Raw genomic sequence first — 21,074 nt, forward strand, 5'->3', positions numbered from 1 at the left:
GGTTTGTTGGTTCTCTGCGGCCCCTAGAGGGGGTTGGTGGACAGGATAGGATTCGAACCTATGTACGCTTACACGGGCAGATTTACAGTCTGCTGCCTTTAACCACTCGGCCACCTGTCCATCCGGGCATCCAAGGCCGCCATTGGCGACAAGAGCGGCTCAATGACGAAGGCAGGACAAACTGTCAATGCCTGCCCTTGCAAATTGACAGAAAAAAAGGGCTGTCCGCAGGCTGCTTAGCCGCTAGAGGGGGAAAATGGCACGCAAGAACAAATCAATCAAGAAAACCGGTGGCGGACTCAAATTCTGGGGGCGGCACGCGATCGAGGCGGCGCTCGACAATCCAGAACGGGTGATCAAGAAAATATCGATCACCCGCGAGGCGCTGGCAACGATAGAAATTCCGTCGGACATCGCAGTCGTGATCTGCGATGTCGCCGATCTCGGCCGGGTGATCCCGCGCGACGCCCCGCACCAGGGGATGGTCGCCGATGTCGACCCCCTGCCCGACCGCTGGCTGGGCGAGATTCTCGACGAACAGAGCGACCGGCCGCTGCTGCTGCTCGACCAGGTTACCGACCCGCATAATGTCGGCGCGATATTGCGCTCCGCCGCGGCCTTTGATGCCGCTGCGATCATCACCCAGGACCGCCATGCCCCGCCGGAATCGGGCGTGCTGGCCAAGTCGGCTTCGGGGGCGCTGGAAATTGTTCCCTGGGTCCGGGTGGTCAACCTGTCGCGGGCGCTCGATGAAATTGCCGAGGCCGGCTATTGGCGGATCGGACTGGATGGCGACGCCGCTGACGAACTGGAAAGCGCGATGGGCACCGGCAAGCTGGCGCTGGTCATGGGCGCGGAAGGCGAAGGACTGCGGCAGAATGTCGCGGCGCATTGCGATACGCTGGCGCGGCTGCCGATGAGCAGCAAGATGGAAAGCCTGAATGTTTCCAATGCCGCGGCCATTGCCTTATATGCGGAGTATACCAGAAAAAAGGGGGAGTGATCATGGGGAAATATTGCAAATCGGCGCTGGCTCTGGCCGCGCCCTTGCTGCTGGCCGCTTGTCTGCTGTTGCCGGGAAAGTTTGAATCGCAATTGCGATTGATGAACGACGGGACCTACAGTTTCACTTATGTTGGCCAGATGCAATTGGCCGAAGGCGATGACAAGCCGATGGATTTGCCCTCCGCCGATGAAGAGTCGATCCCCGGTAGCGGAGCGGAAGAAGAGCAGAAAAATGCAGCCATGCGCTCGATTCTCGGCGGCGCGGTTCCCGGTGATGACGAAGGCCTGAAAAAATTTGCCGCCCAGCTCGCCAAATATGACGGCTGGAACAGGGTCGAATATATGGGCGATAACCTGTTCGAGGTCGAATATGCGGTGAGCGGTCATTTCGACCAGATGTTCGCCTTTCCCACGATTCCAGGATCGACCATGCAATTTCCCTTCGTCCAGATCATCCGGCGCAGCGGCGGCGAGCTGGAAATATTGACCCCGGCCATGGCAGGGCCGGGCGGATTGGCCGGTGCGATGGGTCCGATGCCCATGGGAGAAACCAAGATGCAGCCGATTGATGGCAGCTTCACCATCGTGACGGACGGCGAAGTGTTGAGCAACAATACCGGGGATGGCCTCTCGATCAGCGGTTCGACCAAGACCATGCGCTGGCAGGTTGATGGCATGAGCGGTCCGGACGGCAGTCCGCGGGCGATTGTCAAACTGGCGAAATAGTCGCCAAAGTTTGTCAAAGTTGGGGCCTATGAACGGTTTCGCGCGCCGGGGTGCGGAGAGTGGGCGTGTCGGACACACGCGAAGACGCGAAGGCGCAAAGCGGAAGGCGCCAAGGGAATTTGTGCGGTCTTTGATCCCTGGTGGCTTTGTGGCTTTGTGCGAGCCCAAGCTTTACATCGACGCACATTTTTATTTTCTGTGACCTTTGCCCCGCACCCGCCGATTTCCTAGCTATGTTGGACGCCCGCACCGCCCCGAGTGTGACCTTTCGGCGAGGGCGAAACCGGTCCGGCAATGATACGGATTGCTTATTCAAATTGTCAAAGAGCCTGTCCCGGGAATGGGCCGGGATCGGTGGCGATAATAGCCGATTGGATCGGGTGTAGGACAGCGGTTTTTGCACCTTCTCGCTTGAGGGAGAAGGATAGGAAATCTTGCCACCGGAGCGTCAGCGCAGGCGGCTAGATGCAATTGGATTAGGTTGCACCGTTGGTTGGTTGCTGTGCCACTGAGGTCCGGTACACCCTCGCCCAGCTTCGACCAGACAGTCCTTCGACAAGCTCAGGACTGCCAAGTCTGCGCAACCCTCTCCTTCACGGGAGCGGGGGTCGTCACATTCATTCTAATTGATCGGGAAATTCAGTCTTCTTCGGCGATCCGGACTTTCAGGCCGTCGAGATCATCCGAGACTTCGATCTGGCAGCTGAGCCGGGAAAATTCGTCGCGGTGGTCGCTGCTTTCGAGCAGGTCATCCTCGTCTTCGCTCATGTCCGGCAATTTGGCTTTCCAGTCGGCGGCGACATGGACATGGCAGGTGGCGCAGGAGCAGCAGCCGCCGCACAGCGCCAGCAATTCGTCAAAACCATTGTCGCGAATCGCTTCCATGACGCTGATTCCGCTATCGACGGAAACCGCTTTTTCTTCGCCGTCGCGGCCGGTTACGTGAATCGTTGGCATAGCTACCCCTTAGTGACTGTTATTTGAAAATCCCGCACGCTATGTCTGGACCGTCCGAAAGAATCAAGGGCCGAAAAGGGAACGGGAAATCGATGGGCCTATCAAAAGAAATGATCAGGGCCGGGCTGGACCATGTCAGCGCTGTCGAACCGAAGCTGGCGGCGGCGATTGCCCAATCCGGTTATCCGGAACCGCGGATCCGTCCGGAAGGCTATGAAACCCTGCTCCGCACCATCGTCGGCCAGCAGGTCAGCGTGGCCTCAGCATCGGCGGTCTGGAACAGGCTGGAGGCGCGTCTGGGTGATGGCTGTCCGCCGGAAGCGCTGATTGCCACCGAATTTGACGAACTGCGCGCCTGCGGCCTGTCGCGCCAGAAACAGGGCTATGCCAGAAGCCTGGCGGAGCTGATCCTCTCCGGCGGACTCGACCTCGCCAATCTTCCCGAGGATGATGAAGCGGCGATTGCGCTGCTCACCACGATCAAGGGTATTGGCCGCTGGTCCGCCGAAATCTATCTGCTGTTTGCCCAGGGTCGCCCCGATATCTGGCCAGCCGGTGATCTGGCAATCCAGGTCGGCGTCGGTGATTTTCTGGGTCTGCCGGAACGGCCTTCGGAAAAGGGCGTGCGCCAGATGGCCGAGGCCTGGTCCCCGCATCGCGGTGCCGTGGCGATATTCACCTGGCACCATTATCATGTGATGGTGATGTAGCGATCCTTTAACCGGGGCCTAGAGATCCAGCGGGTGGTTCCACCAGGCGGTGTCGCTGAAGGCGCGCATGTCGAGTTCGAAGGTCCAGGAGGAGCGGTGCTGGTGGGCGACATGGAAATAGGTGTCGGCAATCGCGCTTGGCTCCATGATCTCATCCTTGCCATTGGCCTTGGCATCCCGCAATTCGGCAAAGCGTTCCGGTCCGAGCAGCTTGCCCAGTGTATCCGGCGCGTTCACGGCGCTGTCGATCAGGATATGAGCGATATGGATGTTCTGTGAGGCAAATTCGGCGTTGAGCGACTGGCAGAGCATGCGCCGGCCGCCCATGGCGGCGGCGTGACTATGCTGCCCGGCGTTGCCGCGGATGGCGGCCGTGGCCGATGTGACCAGTAGCGCGCCACCGCCCCGTGCGACCATTTTCGGGAACAGCTTTTGCGCCACCCGGAAAACACCGAGATTGCCCATGCGCCAGCCCAGTTCAAAAGTCCTGAGCGGGGTGTCCGCCAGCGTCCGGTTGCCGATCTGTGCGCCGAGATTATAGACCAGAACATTGATCGGCCCGATGTCCGCCTCGACATCATCGATCAGCTTTTCGATCGACCCTTCATCCACTGCGTTGAGCAGATGGCCCGAAGCCTTGCCACCGGACGCCTCGATCTCGGCGACCATGTCGTCGAGGCCATCCTGATCACTGCGCCGGCACAGTGCGGCATGATAGCCATCTGCCGCAAATCTCTTGCCGACATGACCGCCAATCCCTGCCCCGGCGCCGATTATCATGCAAACGTCGGTCATAGATCAGGTCCTTTTCCGGTCATTTGAGAAACGGATTGAGCCGCATGACTTCTTCCATGAAGGAGCGCGGCTTTTTCCAGTTGGCGGTGTTCAAGTTGGTCCTGAGCTCCAGCACCTTGATGACATCATTGATGAAATGGACGCAATTCCGCTTGTTGAGGCTGTAGCTTTTTTGCGGAATGGCCTCCCATTTCTGCACCACCGCCATCATCTTGCGATATCTGCCGTCGTCGATTTTCACGGTGAAATGCGGGTTGCTGCTGGCGATATAGTCCGCCGAGGGTGCCTTGACATGGCCGTTGACCGAGCCGAACAATATGCTTGGCGATACGTTGACGGCGGTAAATCCAAAGGCGGTGTCGACTTTCCTGCCATCCGCCAGTGCGCCCTTGGCGACAAAGAAAGCGTGCGGGAAATTCTTGCCGAAATCATGCGAATAGAAAGTGACGGTCACTTCGGCCTTTGCCGTCACCGAAAAGCAGGCGATCAGCAGCGTCGCGACCAGAGCGGCCATTTTCAACAGATGTGCAAAACCAGATTTCACGGTCATTCCTTCAATTTGTCATTCAGCCAGCGCGCGGCGCCGGTCGGCGTCTTCTTGTCGGCTTTGCGGTCGACCATATAATTGGCTTCGCGCATATTTTCCACCGTGATTGCGCCGATCAGCGGATTGAGTGCCTGCACCAGTGCATCGTCGTTGCCGCGTTCCGGCGCCAGCAGCATTATTGCTTCATAGGAGGGGACGGCGCCCTTGCCGTCTTCCAGCACGACAAAATTATTGGCGGCGATCCGGCCATCGGAAGAAAAGGCGGAAATCACGTCCACTTCGCCGCTGGCCAGAGCCGGATACATGAAAGTCGGGTTGAACGAACGGGCGTTCCTGAAACGGATCGGGTAAGCGTCCTGGACCATTTGCCACTCGGGCCGTTCGAGAAATTCGACATCGGTGCCGAAGGTGAAATCGCTTGATACCCGCGCCAGATCGTCCAGCGTCCTGAGCGATTTGTCCCTTGCATCTGCGGACCGCACGGCAAAGGCATAGGTATTTTCAAATCCCAGCGCCCCGAGCATGGTGACGCCATGTTCAGCGCTGGTCCATTGCTTGATCGTGTCGAGCATTGTCCCCTTCGGCGGGCGGTCGGTGCGCTGCATCTGGTTGGTCCAGAGCGTGCCCGAATAATCGACATAGACGTCGACATCGCCCGCCGACAGGGCCTGATAGACGACCGCGGACCCCAGACCGTCCCGGTAGCGGACGGTATAGCCCGCTTCTTCCAGCCGGGAGCCGATCAGCCGGGCGAGGATATATTGCTCGGAGAAGCTTTTCGCGCCAATCACCACGACATTGTCGCGCGCGATCAGCAGCGGCAAGGTCGCGATCACCAGTCCCGCCGCGATCAGCGCCGTTCCGGCTAGCGCCAAGAGTCTGCGGCGCTCGCGGATTCCCCGTTCGATTAGCCCCAGCAGCAGATCGACCGATATCGCCAGCAACGCCGAGAACAGGCAGCCGGCGAGCACCAATGTCCAGTTCTGCGTCTGCAGTCCGGCAAAGATCAGGTCGCCCAGGCTCGGCTGGCCGACAGTGGTCGACAGCGTCGCCGCGCCGATCGTCCACACCGCCGCCGTCCGGATGCCGGCCATGATCGTCGGCGCCGCCAGCGGCGCTTCGACATATTGCAATTTTTGCCAGGCGGTCATGCCCAGCCCGTCTGCTGCCTCGCTGGCTGCCGGATCGACGCCGGTCAGGCCGGTCACCGCGTTGCGCAGAATCGGCAGCAATGCATAGAGCGTCAGGGCGAGCAAGGCCGGCAGGAAACCGAAAGCGGAAATGCCGCCGCCGATCAGCGCCGACAGGCCGAGCAGCAAAGGATAGAAAAGCGCCAGCAAGGCGAGGCCCGGGATGGTCTGGATGAGGCTGGCAACGGCCAGAGCGATCGCGGCAATTCTCGGTGAGCGCGCCGCCCAGATGGCCAGCGGCAGGCAAATGACCATCGCCAGCAGCAGGGCGGAGAAACTGAGCTGGACATGCGCCGCCAGCAGCTCCGGGACGCGGGCCAGCGCCTGCTTCCAGGGGCCGTTCATGATTTCCTGCTCAGCGCGATCAGATGCGCGGCCTGGGCGCGGGGAATGGCGACCAAAGCTTCCGCTTCCTCGCCGGCATCGCCGGAGAGAAGTTCGGCCGGCGTGGCATCCGCCCGGATCTGGCCGCCGTCCATCACCAGGATGCGGTCGGCGAGATAGAGTGCTTCGGCCATGTCATGGGTGACGATGATCGTGGTCAGGCCGAGCTTGTCATGCAGCGCCTTGTACTGGTCGGTCAGATTGTCGCGGGTGACCGGATCGAGTGCTCCGAACGGTTCGTCCATCAGCATCAGGCCCGGCCGCGTCGCCAGCGCGCGAGCGACGCCGACCCGCTGTTGCTGGCCGCCGCTCAGCTGATCGGGCATCCGGCTGGCCATTTCCCGGGGCAGTTCGACCAGATCAAGCAATTCGGCGACGCGCGCATCGCGGCCTTCCTTGTCCCCGGCCAGCTCGAGCCCGATGGCGATATTGCGGGCAATGGTCATATGCGGAAACAGGCCGATATTCTGGAACACATAGCCGATCCGGCGGCGCAGGATATGGGGGTCGATCGAGTCGGCCGCTTCCCCGCCAATCCGGACCGTGCCTTCGGTCGGTTCCACCAGCCGGTTGATCATCTTGAGCAGGGTGGATTTGCCCGAACCCGACAGGCCGACCAGGGCGACCAGCGTGCCAGCGGCGATTTCCAGCGATACCGAGTCGACCGCGCGAACCGTAGCGTAATGGCGGCTCAGCTGGTGCAGGCTGATCGAAGGACCGGAAACAGGCATCGAGATATATTGTGACGCGCTTTGCCTTGCATGTCCAACCCCACTTGACGAGACTGGCAAAAACGGCTCGAATAAACATCAATGTCAATAACGAGGCGGGAGCGGATTCATGGGCTATCAGAGCGGGCAAAAGACGATCTTCATCACCGGCGGCGCGTCCGGTCTGGGCCGCGAAGTCGGGCGCTATTTCGCCGAAAAGGGCTGGTTCGTCGGGATTGCCGATGTCAATGACAAGGGCATGAGCGAAACGGCGGAACTGCTGCCCGAAGGGCAGAGTTCGATCCACCGGCTGGACGTGACCGACCGGGCGCAGTGGCAGCAGGCGGTGGCCGAATTTGGCGCGATCACCGGCGGCAAGATGACGGTGCTGTTCAACAATGCCGGGATAGGCGAAGGCGGCGCGATCCAGGAGATGGAAGATGCGGCGATCGACCGGATGATCGCGATCAATCTGACCGGGGTGATCAGCGGCACCCGCGCCTGTTTCGAGATATTGAAGGCCACGCCGGACAGCTGCGTCCTCTATACCGCGTCAGCGGCGGGCATTTACGGGGTGGCCGATCTCAGCGTCTACAGCGCAACCAAATTTGCGGTGCGCGGGCTGGCCGAATCGCATGATATCGAGTTTCGCAAATATGGCATCAAGTCGCGCTCGCTGATGCCGGGATTCATCGACACCAATATCATTTCCGCGGTGGTCGAGGGCAGCAACCAAAGCGGCAAGCAACGGCTGGAAGAAGCGGGCGTCATGGTCAGCCCGGTGTCGATCATCGGGCCGGCAGCCTGGGCTGCGGTGCATGGCGACAAGGTGCACACACCGGTCAACAAGATGGCCAGACAGCTGGCCTTTGCCGCGCGCTGGATGCCCGGCCGGGTGCGCAAGCAGTCGGTCAGCCTAGCCAGCAATCTCGGCGATGTGCTGGCCGGTGCGGACGAAAAATAGCGGCTAGAGGCAGTCCCCTACCACCTTGGCCAGATCCACGTCCCGCTGCGACAGGCCGCCCTTGTCGCCGGCATCATGGGTGGTCAGCGTGATGTCGACCTTGTTGTAGACATTGAACCATTCGGGATGATGGTCGGCCTTTTCCGCGTGCAGGGCGACGCGGGTCATGAAGGCAAAGGCTTCGGTGAAATCGCCAAATTTGAACGAGCGGCGGATCGCGTCGCGCTCCGGATCATATTCCCAGTCAGAGAGCTCCGCCAGAGCCGTCCTGCGTTCGTCCTCGGTCAGTTGCGCTACCATATTGTTGCTCCTTGCTTGGCTTTCGCGCCAATTCGTGCCTTAAGTCTGAGCGATGAACGAGGGACAGTCAACCGGAAGCAGCGATCGGCTCGGGGCCGAAGCATTGGGCTGTGTGCGCGGCGGCCGGATATTGTTTCGCGGACTGCATTTCGCGCTGGAGCCGGGTCAGGCGGGATTGCTCACCGGGCCGAACGGAGTCGGCAAATCGAGCCTGCTGCGGCTGCTGGCGGGATTGCTCGCGCCGGCGGCGGGATCGTGCCAGGTCCCCGAGGCAAAGGCGCTATGTGATGAGCGGCTGGCGCTGGACGAGCAGCTGCCGCTCGAACAGGCCTTGCGCTTCTGGGCGAGGCTGGACGGCAAGGACGATTCGGATGTGACATCGGCGATGGAGCGCGCGGGGCTTGGCTATCTGGCCGAAGTGCCAGTGCGCTATTTCTCGACCGGACAGCGACAGCGGGCGCGGCTGGCGCGAACCTATCTGGCGGACGCAAGGCTGTGGCTTCTCGACGAGCCGGCCAACGGCCTTGATAGCGATTCGGTCGCGCAACTGGGGCTGGTGCTGCAGCACCATCTGGATGGCGGCGGGACCATTCTGACCGCCAGTCATATCCCGTTGCCGATCGCCTTTGATCTCCACCTGCGGCTGGAGCCGCTGGAAGAATTGGAAGCTTATTCATGATCGGCAGTCTCGCCACGATCATCTGGCGCGATGTGCGGCAAAGCTATGCCAGCGGCGGAACCTGGCTGCCGGTAATCTTCTATCTGTCGGCGGCGACGCTGTTTCCCTTTGCCGTGGGTCCGGACCGGGAACTGCTGCTGCGAACAGGTGGCGGGATATTGTGGATCGCGGCGTTGCTGGCGACGCTGCTACCGCTCGACCGGCTGATCCAGCCCGATCTGGAAAATGGCGTTCATGATCAGCTGATTGTGCGCGGTTTTTCAGATGAAATCTTAGCAGCAGCACGGCTGGTCTCGCACTGGCTGGCGTTTGGCCCGCCGCTGTTGCTGGCAGCCTTTCTGGCGAGCGGCCTGATGGGCCTGGAAGGCGCGGCTCTCGGTATCTTGCTCGCCAGTCTGGCGATCGCGACTCCGGCGCTGGCGGGGCTGGCGGTAATGATCGCGGCGCTGACCGCGGGCCTGAAAGGGGCCGGCGCGCTCGGCGGATTGCTGCTGGTGCCGCTGGCGATCCCGCTGCTGATTTTCGGCGCCGGCAGCCTGTCTGCACAAGGGGGCAGCGCGTTGCTGTTTCTTGGCGCGATATCGCTGTTGCTGGTGGCGATCACGCCCTTTGCGGCGGGCGCGGCTTTGCGGGCGGCCAGGGAATAAGGGCGGACGCGTACGGCTAATTCTGGTGGATCAGCATCCATGCATCGACGGCGCGCTCGGCGCGCTCGCGGCGTTCTTCGGGGGTCAGACTGATTTTCTCGCCGTAGCGCAGAAACACGTCGATTCGGCCGAAGACAAGAGCGGCAAACATTTCCGCCGATGATTGCGGGTCGGCGCTCTTGATTTCGCCTTTGTCGATCGAACTTTGCAGGAGCGTGATCAGATTTCCGAGCAAGGCACGCGGGCCGTTGTCGAGAAAATATTGCCCGATCTTGGGATCGCGGTTCACTTCCGCGGCAAGGATTCGATCAAAGCGCACGATTTCGTCCCGCATCACGAAATTCATCATGCTCTCGGCGGCCAGGATCAGCGTCTCCCGCAGACCCATGGTTTGCAAATTTTCGACGACATAATTCTGGCTCATATCGCAACATTCCGCCTTGACCACTTCGCCGAACAGATTTTCCTTGCTCTGGAACCAGCTGTAAACCGTGACTTTCGAGACTTCGGCGCGGGCGGCGATGGCTTCGATGCTGGTCGCGGAAAAACCGTTGGCAAAAAACTCGACGCGGGCGGCAGCGAGAATCTTGGCGATTTTCCGCTGGCTCGACGGCCGGTCCGTTCGTTCTATCCCGATATTAATATCCGTGACTGCCACGGTCCCATCCTCTCTTCGCCATTTTCAATCTGTTATGATATATCAAAATGAACGTCATCGTACAAATCAAACGTTGACGTTCATTTCTATTGTTGGCATATTATCGAGACTTGGTAAAGTCCAAGCAGCTCCAATCGCGGATGACCCTGTGACCAACCGATCCCGAAGTCGCCTGTTTCTGATATGCGCGATAGCGACGGCGGTCAGCGGTTGTGCGAGCCTGGCCCCCGAGTCCGCAGCGCCCGGGATTGCTGCCGGCGTTCCTGCGGCATTTGATCACAGCGAAACCGCAGGACCCTATCAGCCATCCCGCTGGTGGGCCGCCTTTGAGGACCCGGTGCTCGACAATCTGCTCGACGAGGCGCTGAGCCGGAATCTTGACCTGGCAGAAGCCTCGGCTCGCTTGCGGGCCGCGGAAGCGCAGGCGCGCCTCTCCAGAAGCGGTCTGTTTCCGCAGGTCAATGCAGGGCTGAACAGCAGCTATTCGGATTCCCCCACCGCTGGCACAAACTTTGGTGCCATCGCCGGCGGAGCGCGGCTGCAGAACGAGACCTATTCCTCCAGCCTCGCCTTTTCCTACGAACTCGATATCTGGGGCAAACTGCGCAATCAGGCGCGCGCCGGGCGAGCCGACGCGATTGCCGCTGCCGCCGATCTGCACGCGGTCCGTCTGGCGGTGCTGGCGGAAACCATCACCAGCTATTTCGACCTTGTCGACACCCGCCATCAGATCGCGCTGACCACCAGGATTATCGATGTTCTCGGGGACCGCGTCGAGCAGACCGAAGACCGCTATCGCCGCGGGCTGGTCACGTCCTTCGAGCTTTATCAGGTCCGCCAGGATTTCCGCAATGTGCAGGCCAGCCTGCCGCAACGGGAGGCGCAACGGACCGCGACCGAGGGCCAGCTGGCCGTGCTGGTCGGCCGATATTCCAACAATATGGATGAACTGCTCGGCAAGGACCTGACGCCAAAGCTGATTTTCGAGTCGGTGCCTGCCGGCCTGCCGATCGATCTGCTGGTCCAAAGACCGGACGTATTCGCACAAAGCCAGCGGCTGGAATCGGCGCGCTATACTCTGGGCGCGCGGCGCGCCGAACGCTTCCCCTCGCTCAGCCTTTCTGCGGGGACTGGCAGTCAGGCCGGGACGCCTTCGGGGGTGTTCGATATTTTCGACAATTGGGTATTGAACCTGGGTGCCGGCCTGACCGCACCGCTTTTCCAAGGCGGGCGGATCACTGCCAATATCGAGATCGCCGATGCCCAATATGCCCAGCAGACCGCGGCCTATGCGCGCACCCTATTGACCGCTTATCAGGAAGCGGGGACCGCCATCGAACGCTATGAAGAGGAACGGCAACGCTACCGGTTCCTGTTCTCGCAACTCGATGAAGCGAGAGGAGCGACAGAGCTGCAGTCCCGCCGCTTTGCCAATGGCGTCGGCAGTTATGTCGATTATCTCGATGCGCTCAGAGCGCAATATCAGGTGCAGTCATCCTTGTCGTCGGCGGCGCGCGACGTTGCCCTGGCGCGGATGGGCGTGCATCGCGCGCTGGGCGGCAGTTGGGACGAATTGCCAGAAGACCCGGACCAGTCAGCCATTGTCGCCGACCCTCAAGCCATTCAGGGAGAAGAATAAGTGCACAGGCAACGCGTAATCGGCGGCTTGATCCTGCTCGTGGCAATCGTGATCGCTGCCACATTGATCCTGCTCCGATCCGATCCGGAAGAGAAGCCGCCGGAGGACCTGATTCCGCTGGTCCAGGCTGTGCCGCTGGAAATACGTTCGGGAAATCTGATGGTCAGCGGCGCCGGCACGGTGCAGGCGCGCGAGGAACTGACGCTGGCGGCAGAAGTGGCCGGCAAGCTGGTCTATGTCCATCCGGACCTGCGCGAAGGGCAGCGGGTGGCGAGCGGCGCCACCCTGTTTCGCATCGATACGTCGGATTATCGCAACGCGGTACAGACGGCACAGGCCGATGTCGCGTCGCAAGGGGTGGCGCTGATGCAGGCGCAGGAGGAAGTGGCGCTGGCCAAGGCCGAACTGGAGCGCTTCGAGCAACGCGGTGTCAGCGGCAATGCTTATGCCAGCGTCGACCGCAGCGATTATGCTGCCCAGATATTGCCTCCGGACATATTGTCGCAGAAAGCGCAACCGGGCAAGCCGCAGGCCAGACAGAATATCGCTACCAACGGCCTGGCAACCCGGCAGCCGCAGCTGCAATCCGCGCGTGCCGGACTGCGGCGCGCGCAGGCCAATCTGGCCAATGCCCAGACGGCCTTGCAACGGACCACGGTTCGGGCACCGTTTTCCGGCATTGTCCGCACCGAACAGATCGCGCTGGGCAGCTATGTGCAGCCTGGCCAGTCGCTGGGTTCGATGGTGGCGACCGCAGATTATGAAGCGGTCATTCCGCTGTCGGCAAGCGAGGCGGCGTTGATTCCGGGATTGTTCCGAGCGGGGTCCGGCAATCGGATCGAAGCATCGGTCTTTGCCGATTATGGCGGCATTCGCTATCGCTGGCCGGCCTATGTCGACCGGGTCAACGGGTTGCTCAATCCGCAAACCCGCACGATCGATGTGTTTCTGCGGGTTCTCAATCCCACCGGCAGCGGCGCGCCAGCCGCTGTGCCCGAAAATGAAGGAAAATCTGCGACGGCATCCGGTGCCCCTCCGCTGCTCGTCGGCAATTTTGTCAATGCCGAGATTACCGGGCAGGCGCTCGATGCCTATGCGGTGCTGCCGCTGGCAGCCTTGCAGGCGGGCAACAAGATCTGGCTGGTCCGGGACGGAAAATTGCACATTGTCACCGTCGATATCTACCAGCGGACCGACAAGGTTGCGTTGATCAGCACCAGTGGACTGGGCAGCAAGCCGGTTGTCGTTACCGGCAATCTGAAAATCGCAACCGAGGGACTGCGGGTCAGGATTGCCGCGCCGCGTGAGCCAGAAAAAGCCGCAACAGCCAAGCCCGCGCGATGACGAATTCGACCGACCCTGATCCTGCCCAGCCGGAGCAGCCGAGCAAGGCCATCATGGAGCAGCGCGGCGTGGTCGCGTTCATGGCGCGCAACGGCGTGGCCGCCAATCTGCTGATGATCTTCCTGTTCGTTGCCGGCATCGCATCCTACCGGACGATCGTTCAGGAGGTTTTCGCCGAGAACAGCCTCGATACGATTCAGATCAGCGTGACCTATCCCGGGGCGACGCCGGACGAGATCGAGGAATCCATCGTCCAGAAGATCGAGCAAGCGGTTGAAGCGGTCGAGAATGTCAAACAGGTCAAGTCCAATGCGGCTGAAAATACCGGCACGGTGTCGGTCGAACTCAAGCTCGGAACCGATATCAATCGGGCGCTGGATGATATCAAGGCCGAAGTGGACCAGATCCAGTCCTTTCCGGATGATGCGGAAGAACCCAAAATACGCGAACTGACCACGCGCCAGAGCGTGGTCCGGGTGGCGATTTTCGGCGATGTGTCGGAGGAAGCGCTGAAGGAAACCGCCTATCGGCTGGAGGACGGGCTGGCGGCCCTGCCCGAAATTTCCTTTGTCGATACCAGTTCGATCCGCGATTACGAGGTTTCGATCGAAGTGCCGCAAGATACGTTGCAGGCCTTTGGCCTGTCGCTCAATGACATAGCGCGAACCGTTGCCGCGAGCAGTCTCGATAGTCCGGCCGGGTCGATCGATACGGTCAGCGAAGAAGTGCGCGTGCGCACGATCGGTCAAAATTACAACCAGCAGAATTTTGAGGATATCGTGCTGGTCAGCAATGAAAATGGCGCTCTAATCCGGCTCGGACAGATCGCCAATATCCGGGACGAATTCGAGGATTCCGATCTGGTGTCGCTGTACAACGGCAAGCCGGTCGCCTTTGTCGAGGTTTTCCGGACCAGCGATGAACGGGTGCTTGATGTGTCTCGTGCCACCCTGGACTATCTCGAGGGCGACTTCGCGCATTCGCTGCCGGAGGGCATTTCCTATGCGATCTGGAGCGACGACAGCGAGTTGCTGAATGATCGGCTGAGCCTGCTGCTGAAAAATGCGGCGATCGGCCTGTTCCTGGTTCTCATCGCGCTCACCCTGTTCCTCGATATCCGGCTGGCGGGCTGGACCGCCCTGGGCATTGGCGTGACCTTTGTCGGCGCGATTTTCCTGCTCGATCTGGCCGGGTCCAGCATCAACATGTTCTCGCTGTTCGGTTTCATTCTGGCCCTGGGGCTGGTGGTCGACGATGCGATCGTTGTCGGCGAGAGTGTCTATGCCCGGCGCGAAAGCGGTCGCACCGGCATGGGGGCTGCGGTCAGCGGCGCGCGGCGCGTGACGATGCCGGTGATCTTTGCCGTGCTGACCACTGTCGCTGCTTTCTCGCCGCTGTTCGCGATCGGCGGCGTGATCGGCAAGATATTGGCCGACATTCCGCTGGTGGTGGTGTCGGTGCTGTTCCTGTCGCTGGTCGAAAGCCTGCTGATCCTGCCCAACCATCTCAGCCATCTGCCCGCACCCGGTACGCCGACACGCAATCCTGTCACCCGCTTTTTCGAGCGGGTTCAGGCCAAGGTGGATGTCTATTACCAGGCCTTCGTCAACGGACCGCTCGATCGGGCCGTGAGATTTTCCGTGCGCATGCCGTTCGTGATCCTGGCCGGCAGCCTCGCGCTGCTGATCCTGATCGGATCGCTGGTCCCGGCAGGCATTATCAAAAGTTCCTTCTTTCCGGCGATCGAGGCCGATGTCGTAACCGCCAACCTGGAAATGCCAACCGGAACGACGATCGCGGAAACCGAGAGAATCGCCCGGCTGATCGAAGCGGGTGGCCGCGAAGCCTATGCAAAATTTGAAGCGCAAACCGCTGATGAATCTCCGTCACCGTTGCGCGGGATATTCACCCTGATCGGACAGTCGCCGCGCGCCACCGGACCCGAAGCCCAGGGCGGCAGTTTTGCGTCCAATATCGCCAGTGTGCAGTTCAGTTTCATACCGGGCGACCAGCGGGAACTGGCTTCACGGGATTTCGAAAATGCATGGCGCGAGACCGTCGGACCGATTGTCGAAGCACGATCACTGGCCTTTGCGTCGGACCTGATTTCGATTGGCGCACCGGTCGACGTGCAAATTTCCGATCCCGATCCAGCCGTGGTGGAAGCCGCTTCCGAGAAACTGATCGAAAGGCTCAACCGCTTTTCCGGCGTCTTCGATATCGAGAGTGACCAGGATACGGGGCTGAAGGAAATCCAGCTGCGACTGAAACCCGAGGCCCGGTCGCTGGGCGTCACCCTGCAGGATGTCGCGCTGCAGGTGCGCGCGGCTTTCTTCGGGAGCGAAGCATTGCGGGTACAGCGGGGCAAGGAAGATATGCGCGTCTATATCCGGCTGCCCGAAGCGGAACGCAACTCGATCGTCGATGTCGAGCGGTTCCGGGTGCGGGTGCCGGGGGGCGAAGTGCCGCTTGCCATGCTGGCGGATGTGTCATTCGGTTACGCTCCCTCGGTCATCCGGCGGACCGACGGCCGCCGGATCACGACGGTGACCGCCGATATCGACACCAATGTGGTCACCAGCCAGGAGATTGCGGAGGCGCTGACCGATGACATCATGCCCGCGCTGCAGGCGGACTATCCGCAATTGCTGTACAGTTTCGGGGGCGAGCAGCAGGAGCAGCAGGAATCCTTCGGGGACCTGGGGATTGCCTTTCTCGCCGCCTTGCTGATGATCTATGCGTTGCTCGCCATCCCGTTCCGATCCTATCTGCAGCCGCTGATCATCATGGCGGTGATTCCGTTTGGCGTCATCGGCGCGCTGATCGGCCATCTGATCCTCGGTCTACCGCTCGGCGTGCTCAGCATATTCGGCATCATCGCGCTGTCCGGCGTGATCGTCAACGGGTCGCTGATCCTGATCGACTTCATCAACGAGAATCTGCGCGACGGCATGGAGATCGAGGAAGCGATCATCAATGCAACGAAATCGCGCTTTCGGCCGATCATGCTGACGTCGCTGACAACCTTTCTCGGCGTTGCCCCGATCACCTTTGAAACCAGCCTGCAGGCACAGTTTTTGATTCCGATGTCGGCCAGCCTGGGCTTTGGCGTATTGTTCGGCGCGATCATCCTGCAATTGCTGATCCCGGCGCTGACGATGATGGAATATGTCGGGAAGCGGCGCGCGAAAACATATTGGAACAATCTGTTTGCGAAGCGCTCCGAGGCGTGATGGCTCGGGATCAAGTCGCCGGCAGCGGTCAGTCCTCTGCGCCCGAAAAGGGATGGGCGCGGTAGAATTCGACCTGCATTGTCATCGGGCCGACCAGTCTGACGAAATGCCGCGCCTGCGGCGGAATCGGGGCGGGATCGTCGACCGTGACGAGGCGTTCAGAAGGCGGATCGAGAAAGATCAGCTCGACCTCGCCTTGCAGGACGCGGAGCAATCCCCAGGTGCCCTCCTTGGTGCTATGCTCGTTGCGCAATTTGTCCGGCAGGCTGTTCTCGTCGAATATTGGGGAAGCGCCATAAGGATCGGCTGGTGTCGACGCGCCGGTCATCAGACCAGAGCCCGGATGACGGCAAAGGCGCAGGCAAAGACGGCCAGCAATATCGGTACCGTCAAAATCTGGGCATAAGCAGCTGAATAGTCCATCCAGCCCGTTTGCGTTTCGATTCCGCCGGGGGTCTGAGCCGCAGGCAGTAATTTTCGTTCGGCCGCGCTGACATTGTTCAGGACCGCCGCCGTGCCGAAATACATGACGGTATAGGCGATGCTGATCACGAGCGAGAATATCGCAGCCGTGCCGTGACCGGTGGCGACGAACAAGGCCGTGAAAAACAGAGCATAAGAACCGAACATCGTTACCCAGACCGAAGCGGGCAGTTCAAAATTACGGCTTTCGTGCGAAGGTGCGCGATATCGCTCGGAAAGGTCCTGCATTTCAGCGGTGATTTCAGCGGTGATCGCCTGGCCGCCTTCCATCTGAAAATCCATCAACATGATTGCTTCTCCTTTGGTCTGGAAATGGACTCGAGACCATCGCGCTGGACCTTGATGCCAGTCAGCAGGCTGGACGCGATACGGTCAGCGGCCTCACGGAAAACCTGCGCCGCCGCATCATTGGACAGGACGTCATCCAGCGTCCGGTTCCAGAGCACCAGCCAACGGTCGAAATGCAGATTGTCGAGGCCCCCGACGGCAATATGCTTGAGCATGGGATTACCCCGGAAACGCCCGGACTCCAGCGTTACCGAAGCCCAGAAATCTTTCATCCGGGCCAGATGCGGCGTCCAGTCTGCGACATGGGCCTCGAATATGGGACCGAGCAGTGCATCACTGCGAATGGCACCATAGAAAGTCTCGACCAGATTGGAGATCAGCGTATCATCAATGCCCAGCGCATGGGCTTGAGCCATCTTCTTCGCTCTGGCGCGTTCGGCATAGCTTGGTTCGGTCATGATTTCGACTCGGTTAAGATGCATTTCATATGCACTGTTTATGCTGCTTTGTATTAGAATGCAATATATGATATGCATCTTTTATGAGATTATCCGTTCACACCGATTATGCGCTGCGCACGTTGATGTATCTGGCCGCCCATGACGGCCACCAGTCGATCGCCACCATTGCCGATCAATATGGCATTTCCAAAAATCATCTGATGAAGGTTGCCCAGCGGTTGGTGGCCGAGGGCTTTGTCGACAGCATTCGCGGACGCAGCGGCGGATTGTTGCTGAACCAGCCCGCCGCGGCCATCAACGTCGGTCATGTCGTCCGGACATTTGAGGAATATGGCGGCTTTGTCGAATGTTTCGATCAGGCTGGCGGTGACTGTATTGTCACTCCCGTCTGCGGTCTACGGCATGTGCTGGCCGACGGAATCGAGGCCTTTCTGCGCCATCTGGACGGATATAGCGTGGCGGATCTGATCGGCGACAGGACCCGGTTCCGATCCGTCTGGGAATGAGGACGGATCGGTCGCCAGACCATTAAAAACTACAATCTGCTGGGCTATTGACGGCAAAAGCCTGTATCGGATCGGGCATGTCAAATTCAAACGCACTTCTGGTGGCCCTGCGCCAGATCAACCGGGCAATCGATCTGCACTCCAAGAAGCTGGAGAAAGAGACCGGTCAGACCACCCCGCAACTTTTGCTGTTGAAGGCCCTGGTCGAGGAGGGTCGGGCCAAGCCATCGGTAATCGCTAAATCGGTCCATCTGTCGCATGCGACGGTCACGTCGATTGTCGACCGACTGGAGAAATCCGGCATGGTGACGAGGGAAAAAAGCGAGAATGACGGACGGTCGGTGGAAATCATACTGACCGAAAAGGGCAGAACATGCATCCAGAACGCCCCGGAATTGTTGCAGGAAGATTTTCTGCTGGCCCTGTCGAGACTGGAACCATGGGAGCAGAATCTGCTCATTTCGTCTGTCCAGCGGATCGCGGTGATGATGGACGCCAATCGCATCGACTCCGCGCCCATTCTGGAGATTGGCGAAATCTAGTCCAGGCGCGTCACGTCCGTCATACCCTCGCCAGAGGGTAGATCCCAGGGCAGATGCCGATCATCAAGGACAATCATATTCTTGTCGGTGATCAGCGTGCCGCCCGTTTTATATCCCAGGAGTTGCATCGCTGACAGGCTGGGATTGCGGGCCAGCGCCATGGTTTCGTCGGACGAGAAATTCGTCAGCCCCCTCGCCAGCTCGCTGCCGGACTCGCCGTAAATATGAATGACGTCGCCCTTGACATAGGGACCCTGGATCGAGAGCACATCTTCCCGGCCAATATGACGCGGGCCGGATTTGAAGGCTTCGGCCGTCTCCGCCTTGACCACGATGCTTCCCGCCATCTGCAGCCGGTCGGACAGCCAGTTGGCCCAGGCCGATTCGGGCCGTTCATTGGCCAGAATCCTGGTATGCCGTCTTTGCCCGTTCAGCACGGAGGTCACTGGCTGCTCATATTCGCCATGCGCGATCAGTGTCTCGCAACCGGCATTCTGCGCCATGTGCGCCGCCTGGATCTTGGTCAGCATCCCGCCACTGCCGAGGCTGCTCACGCCCTCGGTCACCGCCAGATAGGGGGAAACATCGCTCAGCTCCTCGACCAATTGGGCTCCCGGTTCGGACGGGTCCCGATCAAACAGGCCATCGACCTGGGTCAGGATGACCAAGATGTCCGCCTGCAGCATCTGCGCTATTTTTGCCGATAGCCGGTCATTGTCACCCACCCGTATCTCCTGGGTCGTGATCGTGTCATTCTCGTTGATGATCGGCATGATATCGGCAACCAGAAGCCGATCGACGGTGTTTTTGGTATTGAGGAACCGATTGCGATCCTCCAGGTCGCGCAAGGTCACCAGCACCTGGGCAATTTCGAAATTATATTCATGAGCGACTTGCTTGTAGCCGTTGAGCAGGAGCGGCATGCCGCACGCGGCAGCGGCCTGCTTGTCTCGCAGACCTGCGGTCTCCGGCCGCTCGCCGATCATATTCATCCCCAGGGCAACCGACCCGGACGAACATAATATGACTTTTGCACCGCTTTCCCGCAGCCGGGCGAGGTCTTCCAGCAAATTATGCATGAAAGCCCAGCGCGGCGTTAGCCGTTCTGCATTGGCAAGCAGGCTGGACCCGACTTTAACAACGATTGTTTTGCCTTGTACCATTCGATATATGCCCTTCTTCACTGGTCATCGAGGTAGGGAGTGATCCCGCCCAGTGCAATAATTTAGTGATCAAAATATCTGTTTTTGCGGGAAAGCTTTAATAAATAGCATTTGTTGACATGTGTGTTTTGTATTCTAAGTATATCGAGATGCTCCTTATAACATAAGCAAGAGACTGATTTGAAAAAAATATTGCTCCTCGGATGCGGGAACATGGGTGGTGCGCTGCTCAAGGCCTGGGCCGACAAAACCGATCACAGGTTCACCGTCGCTGATCCGGCCGATCCGGATCTGCCAAAAGGCATGGCCCATGCCCGCTCTGCCGATGATCTGGACGAGACCAGTTTCGACTATCTGATCGTTGCGCTGAAGCCGCAGCTGATTGACGATGTGCTTCCCGCCTATTTGCCGCATCTGGCGCCGTCGGGCGTGATCAGTTCGATCGCCGCCGGATATTCCGCCGAACGGCTGGCGGCGCATGCGCCAGGTCGAGCGGTGATCCGTATCATGCCCAATCTCCCCGCCCTGATCGGCAAGGGCGTCAGCGGCCTCTATGCGCATGGCAGCGTCACCGACGCGGCGGCAAACGAGATAGAGGCGCTCGCCACATGCTCCGGCGAAATCGTCTGGGTGGACAGTGAAGACATGCTCGATCGGCTGACAGCGGTGGCCGGAAGCGGACCCGGCTACATATTCGAGATGCTGCGCGCCTATGTCGAAGCCGCGGAAAATCTGGGCTTCAATGAAGCCGACGCGCACAAGCTGGTGTTGGGAACCGTTCGGGGCGCGCTGGAACTGGCGCAGCAATCCGACCAGTCGCTCGAGGACTTGCGTACCAGCGTCACCAGCAAGGGCGGCACCACCGCAGCCGGCCTCGCGGCATTGAACGGAAATGATGAATTTTCCTCGCTGATCCGCGATACGCTGGCGGCCGCTTACCAGCGCGCGCTGGCACTCAGATAGAAGACGCCAGTTCCCCTGATGCGCCCATGCCGCTGGCGCAGCAGGGGCTGGCGCTGAATGATGTCTATGACGAGGTGTTCACTCAGGTGGTGTTCCCCTGTCGACCGGGACATTTGTGGATCCCTGCCGCGAGACCCATGAGCAATCCGTTCACCCTGGCCGCGTCAAAGAGCGCTGTCT

At 60.1% G+C, this 21,074-nt stretch carries 22 protein-coding genes, 1 tRNA gene and 1 pseudogene; 12 read left to right on the forward strand and 12 right to left on the reverse strand.

From position 1 onward, the window contains the following. Positions 1-34: 34 nt before the first annotated feature. A tRNA-Tyr gene (locus tag ACEW8J_RS01090) sits at positions 35-120 on the reverse strand. Between the two features lie 136 nt (positions 121-256). Here ACEW8J_RS01090 and rlmB point away from each other — a divergent pair. Continuing rightward, positions 257-1,003, forward strand: coding sequence for a 23S rRNA (guanosine(2251)-2'-O)-methyltransferase RlmB (rlmB, locus tag ACEW8J_RS01095; RefSeq protein ID WP_373489782.1), 747 nt, complete (start codon positions 257-259; stop codon positions 1,001-1,003). A 2-nt stretch (positions 1,004-1,005) separates the two neighbouring features. After that, positions 1,006-1,731, forward strand: a complete 726-nt coding sequence (locus tag ACEW8J_RS01100) for a hypothetical protein (RefSeq protein ID WP_373489783.1) — start codon at positions 1,006-1,008, stop codon at positions 1,729-1,731. A 639-nt stretch (positions 1,732-2,370) separates the two neighbouring features. Here the strand turns inward: ACEW8J_RS01100 and ACEW8J_RS01105 are convergent. Next, positions 2,371-2,688 (reverse strand): 2Fe-2S iron-sulfur cluster-binding protein, encoded by a 318-nt coding sequence (locus ACEW8J_RS01105; protein ID WP_373489784.1) that lies wholly within the window; start codon positions 2,686-2,688, stop codon positions 2,371-2,373. Between the two features lie 92 nt (positions 2,689-2,780). Between ACEW8J_RS01105 and ACEW8J_RS01110 the strand changes: the two genes are divergently transcribed. Further along, a complete protein-coding gene (locus tag ACEW8J_RS01110) occupies positions 2,781-3,398 on the forward strand; it encodes a DNA-3-methyladenine glycosylase (protein WP_373489785.1) in 618 nt (205 codons plus the stop codon). An 18-nt stretch (positions 3,399-3,416) separates the two neighbouring features. Here ACEW8J_RS01110 and ACEW8J_RS01115 read toward each other — a convergent pair whose 3' ends face one another. Genes ACEW8J_RS01115 through ACEW8J_RS01130 form a run of 4 tightly spaced genes read right to left on the reverse strand, consistent with a single transcriptional unit; the run spans position 3,417 to position 7,045 of the window. Beyond that, entirely contained in the window at positions 3,417-4,193 is a 777-nt protein-coding gene (locus ACEW8J_RS01115) for an SDR family NAD(P)-dependent oxidoreductase (RefSeq protein ID WP_373489786.1), read from the reverse strand. Positions 4,194-4,212: 19 nt separating this feature from the next. Continuing rightward, complete coding sequence (locus tag ACEW8J_RS01120; protein WP_373489787.1) at positions 4,213-4,737, reverse strand: hypothetical protein; 525 nt, start codon at positions 4,735-4,737, stop codon at positions 4,213-4,215. A gap of 2 nt (positions 4,738-4,739) precedes the next feature. After that, positions 4,740-6,275 carry an ABC transporter permease/substrate-binding protein gene (locus ACEW8J_RS01125; RefSeq protein WP_373489788.1) on the reverse strand — a complete coding sequence of 512 codons (1,536 nt, stop codon included), beginning with the start codon at positions 6,273-6,275 and terminating at the stop codon, positions 4,740-4,742. Next, complete coding sequence (locus ACEW8J_RS01130; protein WP_373489789.1) at positions 6,272-7,045, reverse strand: ATP-binding cassette domain-containing protein; 774 nt, start codon at positions 7,043-7,045, stop codon at positions 6,272-6,274. The genes ACEW8J_RS01125 and ACEW8J_RS01130 overlap by 4 nt, the downstream gene beginning before the upstream one ends. A gap of 109 nt (positions 7,046-7,154) precedes the next feature. Here ACEW8J_RS01130 and ACEW8J_RS01135 point away from each other — a divergent pair, with 109 nt between their 5' ends. Continuing rightward, on the forward strand, positions 7,155-7,988 hold the full coding sequence (locus ACEW8J_RS01135; RefSeq protein ID WP_373489790.1) for an SDR family oxidoreductase: 834 nt from the start codon (positions 7,155-7,157) through the stop codon (positions 7,986-7,988). A 3-nt stretch (positions 7,989-7,991) separates the two neighbouring features. Here ACEW8J_RS01135 and ACEW8J_RS01140 read toward each other — a convergent pair. After that, positions 7,992-8,297, reverse strand: a pseudogene (locus tag ACEW8J_RS01140) (4a-hydroxytetrahydrobiopterin dehydratase); the annotation flags it as partial. Positions 8,298-8,340: 43 nt separating this feature from the next. Between ACEW8J_RS01140 and ccmA the strand changes: the two are divergent. Together ccmA and ACEW8J_RS01150 are read left to right on the forward strand one after the other, a co-directional pair. Then, positions 8,341-8,967: a heme ABC exporter ATP-binding protein CcmA gene (ccmA, locus tag ACEW8J_RS01145; protein WP_373489791.1), complete on the forward strand. Its 627-nt coding sequence runs from the start codon at positions 8,341-8,343 to the stop codon at positions 8,965-8,967. Further along, on the forward strand, positions 8,967-9,614 hold the full coding sequence (locus tag ACEW8J_RS01150; protein ID WP_373489820.1) for a heme exporter protein CcmB: 648 nt from the start codon (positions 8,967-8,969) through the stop codon (positions 9,612-9,614). Before ccmA ends, ACEW8J_RS01150 begins: the two co-directional genes overlap by 1 nt. Positions 9,615-9,630: 16 nt before the next feature. Here the strand turns inward: ACEW8J_RS01150 and ACEW8J_RS01155 are convergent, their stop codons facing one another. Beyond that, positions 9,631-10,272: a TetR/AcrR family transcriptional regulator gene (locus ACEW8J_RS01155; protein WP_373489792.1), complete on the reverse strand. Its 642-nt coding sequence runs from the start codon at positions 10,270-10,272 to the stop codon at positions 9,631-9,633. Positions 10,273-10,420: 148 nt separating this feature from the next. On the opposite strand from ACEW8J_RS01155, the gene ACEW8J_RS01160 reads away from it, so the two are divergent. From ACEW8J_RS01160 to ACEW8J_RS01170, 3 genes are read left to right on the forward strand one after another with little or no spacing between them, the layout of a single operon-like run. Further along, complete coding sequence (locus ACEW8J_RS01160; RefSeq protein ID WP_373489793.1) at positions 10,421-11,911, forward strand: efflux transporter outer membrane subunit; 1,491 nt, start codon at positions 10,421-10,423, stop codon at positions 11,909-11,911. Then, positions 11,912-13,255 (forward strand): efflux RND transporter periplasmic adaptor subunit, encoded by a 1,344-nt coding sequence (locus ACEW8J_RS01165; protein WP_373489794.1) that lies wholly within the window; start codon positions 11,912-11,914, stop codon positions 13,253-13,255. After that, positions 13,252-16,488 carry an efflux RND transporter permease subunit gene (locus ACEW8J_RS01170; RefSeq protein WP_373489795.1) on the forward strand — a complete coding sequence of 1,079 codons (3,237 nt, stop codon included), beginning with the start codon at positions 13,252-13,254 and terminating at the stop codon, positions 16,486-16,488. Before ACEW8J_RS01165 ends, ACEW8J_RS01170 begins: the two co-directional genes overlap by 4 nt. Before the next feature lie 28 nt (positions 16,489-16,516). Here ACEW8J_RS01170 and ACEW8J_RS01175 read toward each other — a convergent pair whose 3' ends face one another. From ACEW8J_RS01175 to ACEW8J_RS01185, 3 genes are read right to left on the reverse strand one after another with little or no spacing between them, the layout of a single operon-like run. Next, positions 16,517-16,816, reverse strand: a complete 300-nt coding sequence (locus ACEW8J_RS01175) for a DUF1971 domain-containing protein (RefSeq protein ID WP_373489796.1) — start codon at positions 16,814-16,816, stop codon at positions 16,517-16,519. After that, positions 16,816-17,259: a hypothetical protein gene (locus ACEW8J_RS01180; protein ID WP_373489797.1), complete on the reverse strand. Its 444-nt coding sequence runs from the start codon at positions 17,257-17,259 to the stop codon at positions 16,816-16,818. The genes ACEW8J_RS01175 and ACEW8J_RS01180 overlap by 1 nt, the downstream gene beginning before the upstream one ends. Next, complete coding sequence (locus ACEW8J_RS01185; protein ID WP_373489798.1) at positions 17,253-17,717, reverse strand: group III truncated hemoglobin; 465 nt, start codon at positions 17,715-17,717, stop codon at positions 17,253-17,255. Before ACEW8J_RS01185 ends, ACEW8J_RS01180 begins: the two co-directional genes overlap by 7 nt. 83 nt (positions 17,718-17,800) lie before the next feature. Between ACEW8J_RS01185 and ACEW8J_RS01190 the strand changes: the two genes are divergently transcribed. Together ACEW8J_RS01190 and ACEW8J_RS01195 are read left to right on the forward strand one after the other, a co-directional pair. Further along, a complete protein-coding gene (locus ACEW8J_RS01190; protein ID WP_373489799.1) occupies positions 17,801-18,226 on the forward strand; it encodes an Rrf2 family transcriptional regulator in 426 nt (141 codons plus the stop codon). A 77-nt stretch (positions 18,227-18,303) separates the two neighbouring features. Continuing rightward, positions 18,304-18,768, forward strand: coding sequence for a MarR family winged helix-turn-helix transcriptional regulator (locus ACEW8J_RS01195; protein WP_373489800.1), 465 nt, complete (start codon positions 18,304-18,306; stop codon positions 18,766-18,768). On the opposite strand, the gene proB is transcribed toward ACEW8J_RS01195, so the two are convergent. Next, positions 18,765-19,931: a glutamate 5-kinase gene (gene proB / locus ACEW8J_RS01200; protein WP_373489801.1), complete on the reverse strand. Its 1,167-nt coding sequence runs from the start codon at positions 19,929-19,931 to the stop codon at positions 18,765-18,767. The genes ACEW8J_RS01195 and proB overlap by 4 nt on opposite strands. Before the next feature lie 180 nt (positions 19,932-20,111). On the opposite strand from proB, the gene ACEW8J_RS01205 reads away from it, so the two are divergent. Further along, a complete protein-coding gene (locus tag ACEW8J_RS01205) occupies positions 20,112-20,894 on the forward strand; it encodes a pyrroline-5-carboxylate reductase family protein (RefSeq protein ID WP_373489802.1) in 783 nt (260 codons plus the stop codon). The last annotated feature ends 180 nt before the right edge of the window (positions 20,895-21,074 follow it).

The organism is Parasphingorhabdus sp. (assembly GCF_041748495.1).
Taxonomy (GTDB): Bacteria; Pseudomonadota; Alphaproteobacteria; order Sphingomonadales; family Sphingomonadaceae; genus Parasphingorhabdus.

Coding starts and splice junctions, on each gene's coding strand:
- rlmB (WP_373489782.1), top strand. CDS start 257: ATGGCACGCAAGAACAAATCAATCAAGAAAACCGGTGGCGGACTCAAA.
- ACEW8J_RS01100 (WP_373489783.1), top strand. CDS start 1,006: ATGGGGAAATATTGCAAATCGGCGCTGGCTCTGGCCGCGCCCTTGCTG.
- ACEW8J_RS01105 (WP_373489784.1), bottom strand. CDS start 2,688: ATGCCAACGATTCACGTAACCGGCCGCGACGGCGAAGAAAAAGCGGTT.
- ACEW8J_RS01110 (WP_373489785.1), top strand. CDS start 2,781: ATGGGCCTATCAAAAGAAATGATCAGGGCCGGGCTGGACCATGTCAGC.
- ACEW8J_RS01115 (WP_373489786.1), bottom strand. CDS start 4,193: ATGACCGACGTTTGCATGATAATCGGCGCCGGGGCAGGGATTGGCGGT.
- ACEW8J_RS01125 (WP_373489788.1), bottom strand. CDS start 6,275: ATGAACGGCCCCTGGAAGCAGGCGCTGGCCCGCGTCCCGGAGCTGCTG.
- ACEW8J_RS01130 (WP_373489789.1), bottom strand. CDS start 7,045: ATGCCTGTTTCCGGTCCTTCGATCAGCCTGCACCAGCTGAGCCGCCAT.
- ACEW8J_RS01135 (WP_373489790.1), top strand. CDS start 7,155: ATGGGCTATCAGAGCGGGCAAAAGACGATCTTCATCACCGGCGGCGCG.
- ccmA (WP_373489791.1), top strand. CDS start 8,341: ATGAACGAGGGACAGTCAACCGGAAGCAGCGATCGGCTCGGGGCCGAA.
- ACEW8J_RS01170 (WP_373489795.1), top strand. CDS start 13,252: ATGACGAATTCGACCGACCCTGATCCTGCCCAGCCGGAGCAGCCGAGC.
- ACEW8J_RS01175 (WP_373489796.1), bottom strand. CDS start 16,816: ATGACCGGCGCGTCGACACCAGCCGATCCTTATGGCGCTTCCCCAATA.
- ACEW8J_RS01180 (WP_373489797.1), bottom strand. CDS start 17,259: ATGTTGATGGATTTTCAGATGGAAGGCGGCCAGGCGATCACCGCTGAA.
- ACEW8J_RS01185 (WP_373489798.1), bottom strand. CDS start 17,717: ATGACCGAACCAAGCTATGCCGAACGCGCCAGAGCGAAGAAGATGGCT.
- ACEW8J_RS01190 (WP_373489799.1), top strand. CDS start 17,801: ATGAGATTATCCGTTCACACCGATTATGCGCTGCGCACGTTGATGTAT.
- ACEW8J_RS01195 (WP_373489800.1), top strand. CDS start 18,304: ATGTCAAATTCAAACGCACTTCTGGTGGCCCTGCGCCAGATCAACCGG.
- proB (WP_373489801.1), bottom strand. CDS start 19,931: ATGGTACAAGGCAAAACAATCGTTGTTAAAGTCGGGTCCAGCCTGCTT.